The 7,557-nt window shown below is 30.9% G+C and carries 3 protein-coding genes; all 3 read left to right on the top strand.

Annotated features, from left to right (window positions below; all coding sequences use genetic code 11):
- On the top strand, positions 1-3,372 hold a 3,372-nt coding region (locus tag CHB80_RS23835; protein ID WP_143337244.1), incomplete at its 5' end, for a non-ribosomal peptide synthetase.
- Between the two features lie 143 nt (positions 3,373-3,515).
- A complete protein-coding gene (locus CHB80_RS23830; RefSeq protein WP_089374036.1) occupies positions 3,516-4,262 on the top strand; it encodes an aspartate/glutamate racemase family protein in 747 nt (248 codons plus the stop codon).
- 6 nt (positions 4,263-4,268) lie between these two features.
- Positions 4,269-7,532, top strand: a complete 3,264-nt coding sequence (locus CHB80_RS23825; RefSeq protein WP_089374035.1) for a non-ribosomal peptide synthetase — start codon at positions 4,269-4,271, stop codon at positions 7,530-7,532.
- Positions 7,533-7,557: the final 25 nt, after the last annotated feature.

Raw genomic sequence — 7,557 nt, 5'->3', positions numbered from 1 at the left:
AAGCATAGCATTAGTAAGTTTGATATGAGTTTTGTGTTTACAGAAATCGAAGGACAATTAGCAGTACACATAGATTATAATACAGATATTTATGACCCTGTATTTGTAGAAAAAATAGGAATACACTTAGAAGCATTTATGATGAAGTGTATTACCAATCCAACGTATGCTATTGAAAAGATATCGTATATAAGTACAGAAGAGAAATCACAATTGCTGAATGATTTTAATCAAACAGAAATAGCGTATCCAAAAGATCAAACAGTTATAGACTTATTTGTAGAACAAGTTGCAAAGACACCAGACGCAACTGCTCTTATGTTTGAAGATGTAACGTATACCTATGCAGCATTAGATAATGCCTCTTCTAGATTAGCAAATTATGTATTAAAATATCATGACCTTACTACCGAAGATTTAGTAGGTATTAAACTTGATAATAGCGAATGGCAAATCATTGCTATACTCGCAATATTAAAAGCAGGTTGCGCATATGTGCCTATTGATACATCGTATCCAGAACAACGTATTGCATATATGGAAGAAGATTGTAAGTGTAAACTTACTATAGATGAAGATACATTAGATGATTTTAATAATGAAACCGAACTTTCGGATACATTACCTCTGGTGGATACAAAGCCCAATCATTTAGCGTATGTCATGTATACGTCTGGATCTACTGGAACTCCTAAAGGGGTTATGGTAGAACATAAGAACATTATACGTTTAGTAAAATCTGCAAATTTCTATCAACTATCTACCCAAGATATTTTATTAAGTACAGGAGCATTTTCATTTGACGCAACTACTTTTGAATATTGGGGAACATTATTAAATGGAGGTTGTTTGGTCGTATGCCCAAAAGAAACATTGTTAGATAGTGAGGTGTTATCACAAGAAATAAAAAATAGGAATGTAAACATTATGTGGTTTACTGCAGGTTGGCTTCAAATGTTGGTAGATACAGCATTAGATTTATTTGCTCCTTTAACCACAGTACTATCTGGAGGAGATAAACTTTCTCCAAAACACATTGCTATTTTAAAAGAAACCTATCCTGAATTAACTATTATTAATGGATATGGGCCTACAGAGAATACTACATTCTCTATTACCTATGAAATCCCAGAAGTAGTGGGAGATATTCCTATAGGATACCCAATTAGTAATAGTACAGCCTACATTCTTTCAGATTATTTAGAAGTACAACCTATAGGAGTTATTGGAGAGATTTGTTTGGGTGGAGATGGATTGTCAAGAGGGTATCTAAATCATCCTGAGTTAACCGCAGAAAAATTTGTCAGTGATCGCTTTCGCGAAAGCGGAATTTTATATAAAACAGGAGATCTGGGGCGTTGGTTACCTGATGGGACCATAGAGTTTATGGGGCGAAAAGATAATCAAGTAAAACTAAGAGGATACCGTATAGAATTAGGAGAAATAGAAGCGGCTTTACTGTCTTATGAAGAAATCCCACAAGCTGTTGTGGTGATCAAAGAGGTAAACGATACAAAAGAGATTGTTGCGTATATGGTGTGTGAATCTCTTGTTGATAAAGAGCAATTAAGAGCATCTTTAAAAACGAAATTACCAGACTATATGTTGCCAAGTTATTTTGTGGTGCTTGATGAAATGCCACTTACTTCTAATGGAAAAATAGCAACCAAGTTATTGCCTGAAGTAACCGAGAAAGATATTGTTCGTAAAAAATATATAGCTCCTAGTACCGCTTTAGAAATACAACTGGTAGAAATATGGCAGCATATCTTAGGGATAGAAACCATAGGAATAACCGATGACTTTTTTGAATTAGGAGGACATAGTTTAAAGGCTAGTAAATTACTAAGTGATTATCAGAAATTTTGCAATGTAAAAATTGAAATGCAAAAAATCTTTAGTCATACAACTATAGAAGCACATTGTAAACTTATTGAGAATGCACAAAAAGTGACTTATGTAGCGATTCCTAAAACACCTATTGATACGAGTTATCCTGTATCAAATACACAGAAAAAAATGTGGGTGGCTAGTCAATATGATAAAGGGTCTATCGCATATAATATACCAGCTTGTTTAGAGCTATCTATAGATGCTACTCATTTTAAAAAGGCTATTGATGACGTAATACGTAGGCATGAAATCTTACGAACAGTTTTTAAACAAGAAAGTAATGGAGATATAAGACAATATATAGTAGCTCCTGAAGCATTTGAGTTTGAAATCAAAACATTGGATTATAGAAAATATGAAAACATCGAAGCGCATGTACGAGCATATGTAATAAATGATCTGAATAAAATGTTTGATCTTGAAAATGGACCTTTATTAAGAGGGGCATTATTGCAAGTGTCTGCTACAAATTATGTGTTTTATTTTAATATGCATCATATCATTAGTGATGGCTGGTCTATAGAAGTGTTAACGAAAGATGTACTAGCATACTATGAAGCATATCAAAAGAATACTGAAGTGCGTTTGGAACAACTAAATATCCAATATAAAGATTATGTGTCTTGGTACCAGAATAGTAAAACCACAACAGGTCATAAGGAGTATTGGAAGCAACATTTTTCTGGAGAAATTCCTAAAATGAATTTATCTATTTCTGATGAGCGGCCAGCAATAAAAACCTTTGATGGAAATTCGTTTTCTGGAGAAATATCAAAAGAGATTTTTGATAAGTTAAAGCATAAAACAGAAACTTCAGGAACCTCACTTTATATGAGTCTTATGGGAGTTGTTAATGTATTGCTTTACAGATATTCTTATCAAAATGATATTATAATCGGAAGTCCTTTTGCAGGAAGAGATCATCCAGATTTAAAAGATCAAATAGGGTGTTTTATAAATACAATTCCTATTAGATCATTTGTAGATGAAAACAAGATCTATGACGACTTTTTAGAAGAGGTAAAACAAGCAGTATTAGAGGCCCAATATCATGGTAGCTATCCTTTTGATGCAATACTAGAGGATATAAAATATAGTAGAGATTTATCTCGAAGTCCTTTATTTGATATCATGGTAGTAATGATTCAAAATGCAAATAAAGAACATCATGTGCCATTAGAAAACCCTGTGCTTTCTAATATTAAATTACCAAGTTCTAATAGTAAAGTAGATATTACTTTTTTCTTTAAAGAGTTAGATGATAAGATCTTGTGTAGATTGGTTTATAACACCACTATATATTCAGAAACGGTTATCGAAAAGCTATTCGAAAGTTTCATGACCATTTTAGAGAAAACGCTTGACGATACTTCATTACCAATTAAAGAGTATGTCAATAGTACTATAGATAAGACAGAGAGAATCGAGTATAACTCTTTTATTGAAGAGTTAAGTAATTCTATAAGTGAAGATTTCTAAAAAGAAATTCTTCCTACGTATTCCCAAGATTAAAAAATAATTTTTTGATGTGTAGTGTGACAATTTACACCACAACCTCTTTTGTACTAAAAAGAGACTAGCTCCTATTGGAGTCAAAAAATTGAATAGAGTATTTACAAAATATGAAAAATAGTAATCGTAAAAAATTAGGTGTAATATCTGGGATGGGTACTAGAGCGGGTTTATTATTTATAGATAAACTTATAAATAGTATTGAAGCTCCAACCGATCAAGATTTTCCTGAATTTATATTACATAATAATAGCCAAATTCCAGATAGAACGTTATCTATTATATATGGTCAAGAATCTCCAGAAAATGAATTACTCAGATCAATAGAATTGATGAATGCTTGTGATGTTGATTTTATGGTATCAACCTGTATTACATCACATCATTTTTTAGGTCAGTTAAGTTCAAGAATTACTAAGAATTTTATAAACCCTATTGATTTAGTAGTTAGAGAGCTAGTAGAGCATCCATACTACATTAATAAAGTGGGACTTTTAGCAACTACAGGAACTATTACATCTGGATTATTCCATAGAAAATTTGAGAATACAAATATTGAATTAGTAACACTTAATTCAGAAGATCAGGAATCAAAATTTATGAAGTCTGTGTATATGAAAGGAGGACTTAAATCGTCACAAATCACACCAGATGCCTATAGCCTTTTTGAAGAAGCAGTAGATCGTTTGAAAATGCAACAACCTGATGTAATTATAGGAGGTTGTACCGAAGTTCAAATTGGATTACAAAACTTGGATATAGATTTTCATTATATAGATGTAATAGATGTTTTGGTTCAAGAAATAATCGAAAAAATGAATCTTAAAGTTAAAGAGAAATTAACCTGTTTAATATAGAATACGATGGTCAATAAAAAAGTAATACATACTGTATTTGAAAATATAGTAGCTCAAAAGCCTACTAACATTGCTATTGAAACGGAAGGTTTTAAAATATCATATTCCCAATTAAATAGCTATGCTAATCAAATAGCACATATTCTTAAAAGTTTAGATATTGAAAAAGGAGATGTTGTTGCTGTTTTCTTTAATCAAGTTTTAGTACAAATCCTATCTCTTATTGGAATATTCAAAAAAGGAGGTGTTTATTTACCTTTAGATAAGAAGTATAAACAAAATCATTGGGGAGAACTATTTACAAAGATTCAACCTAACGCTTTATTGATTTCTCAGGAGTACTTTGACATCGTAAAAAAATATAATGCGGAATATGAGTTTTCAATACCAAAAGTAATTATAGTTGATATAAGTCCAGAAATGGAATTACAATATGATGTATATGTTTATACTAATAGTACTTATATTAAAATGGAATCTGAGAATGTAAAAGAAGATGGTAACTTAAAATTGGATATAGATGGAGAGGATGCTAATCATATCTTTTTTACTTCTGGATCTACAGGAAAACCAAAAGCTGTACTTGGAAATCATAAAAGTTTAAGTCATTTTATTCATTGGGAAACAAAAGAATTGCAACTTGCCGAGAATGATAGAATTGGACAATTAACATCACTGTCTTTTGATGCTTCATTGCGAGACATCTTTTTACCATTAATAAATGGAGCTACCATATGCATTCCTGCATCAAAAATTAAAGAAGATGTTAATCAATTAAATGAATGGTTACAAAAGGAAGAAATCACTATAGTGCATACGGTTCCTACCATGTTAAGATTGCTGTTGAATGCAGATGATGATCTTCTTGATAATAAAACTAACTTTTCTTCACTAAGATATTTGTTACTAGCAGGAGAAAAACTCTACAATAGAGATATTACCTCTTGGAGAGAAAAGAATGGGGATCATACCTGTATTGTTAATCTTTATGGAGCTACTGAATCTACTTTAGTTAAATCTTTTCATAGAGTAGAGAATCCTCTTGTAGGGAAACCCTCAGATGGTATTAGTGTTGGAAAACCTATTTCAAACACAGCCTTAATTATTTTAAATTCAGAAAATAAATTATGTGCGATCCACGAAAAAGGGAGTATTTATATTAAAACACCTTTTTTGTCAAGTGGATATTATAAAGCTCAAGAACTAACAAAGGAAAAGTTTATACAAAACCCTTTAAGTTCAGAAAAGGATATTATATATAAAACGGGGGATTATGGTACGTATGACGCATCACGTAATATTACTGTTTTAGGAAGAGAAGATGGAGTGCTTAAAATCAATGGAATTAGATGTGATATTAACAGTATAGAAAGTACTATTCTTGAACTTGAAAAAGTAGCTATGGTTAAATGCCTAGTGAAAGAGAGTGAGGATGATAATACATCTATTATTTGTTTTTATTCTTCTAAAGAACCCTTAGAAGAAACAATTAGGAATCATTGCTTCAAATATTTGCCACATTACGAGATACCATCTTTAATGATACATGTGGCTTCATTTCCAACCAATGCAAATGGAAAGGTAGATACTGCATATTTGAATAATAAATTAAAAGAAGTAACGGATCTTACCCAAGATAATACACAACCTATAAATGATATTGAGGAGAATGTACTAAGAATATGGAAAGAAGTATTAAGCAAAGAGCAAATGGGTACTGAAAATAGCTTTCTTTCTTTAGGAGGTAATAGTATAAAGCAAGTCTTACTGAGATCTAAGATTTATAAGGAATTTGGTGTACAGGTTACTATTGAAAATTTATTCACACATGCTACCATTAGTAAACAAGCTTCTTTGATATCGTCATTATTGGTATCTCAATCTGCAAACACATATAACACAATCAAACCGATTGCAAAGAATCCAGATGGATATGTGGTATCTAATGAACAATTAAGAATATGGATAACCTCCCAATCTAATGAAGAGTCTATTGCTCATAATATGTATTATACATATGATATAGAAGGTAATTTTGAGCTGTCATTATTTGTAAATGCAATTAAAGCAGTTATAGAGAAGTATGAGATATTAAGAACAAGTTTTTTAATTAATGATCAAGGAGAAGTAGTGCAGAAAGTACTGGATAATATTGATGTTGATAATATGCTTTCTCATCATATAATAGAAGAAAATAAGAATGAAGATGAGATTAAAGAATATATTAAATCGTTTAGCAATTATGCCTTTGATTTAGAGGAAGCTCCTCTGTTTAGATTACAATTATTGCAGACAGGAAATCAAAAATTTACGCTTTCTACCGTAATGCATCATATTATAGGTGATTACACTTCAGATAAGATTATAATAAGCGAAATTTTAAAATTATATAATGGTTATAAAGCTAATGAAACTGTAACGCTAAATCCATTAGAAATTCAATATAAAGATTATGCCGCTTGGATGGTAAATCGATTAGAAAATAATGAGTTCATTGCTGAGAAGAAATTCTGGACAACTCACTTAGAAGGTATATCTAAACAAGAAAAATGGTATATACCTATTCCTACAACAAATTATGAAGGGGAGTACTTTGTAAAAAAAGTACCGCAAACATTAACAAAGGAAATCAAAGACTATTGTACAGAAACTAATCAAAACCTTATGGGAGTTTTTGCAACGGCTTTAGGTATTTTGATACATAAAATTAATAACCAACAAGACGTTGTTATTGGATTGCCAATAAATTTGAGAAATCACCCAGACCTTATGAATCAAGTGGGATTGTATTTAAATGTACTACCACTTAAAATAACAATAAATACACATAATAATGTACAGCATATTTTAGATGCAACATCAAGAGATCAAGTTAAAATGATGGATCACTCATTCTATCCATTTGATAACATTGTTGAAGACTTTGAACAATTGAACGGTCTAAACCTTTTAGATAGAATAGATGTATATATGAATTTTATCAATCATCTAGATACTTCTGGTAATACGTTAGAGGACGTAACAATTACTCCAAGAAAAAGGGAAGCGAGAATGAGTAAATTCCCAATATGTTTTTATATAAATAATAGTGATACAGAACTCTCCATAAGAATTGAATACCAAACAAGCCAATTCAATCAAAAAGAAATTTCAAAAATTGGAGAGCGTTTTATGTTATGTCTTGAAAAAATAATCAAAACTTCAAATACTCCTGTACAGAGTGTTAACCTGGTAGAAAAAACTTCAATTCCAGTGTTTAGCCTAGGGTAATTCAATACTGTTTTACCCATTTATT

Source organism: Dokdonia pacifica (assembly GCF_900188275.1).
Lineage (GTDB): Bacteria > Bacteroidota > Bacteroidia > Flavobacteriales > Flavobacteriaceae > Dokdonia > Dokdonia pacifica.
Note: the sequence above shows the minus strand (reverse complement) of the source record. Positions and strands in the feature narration are given on the sequence as shown.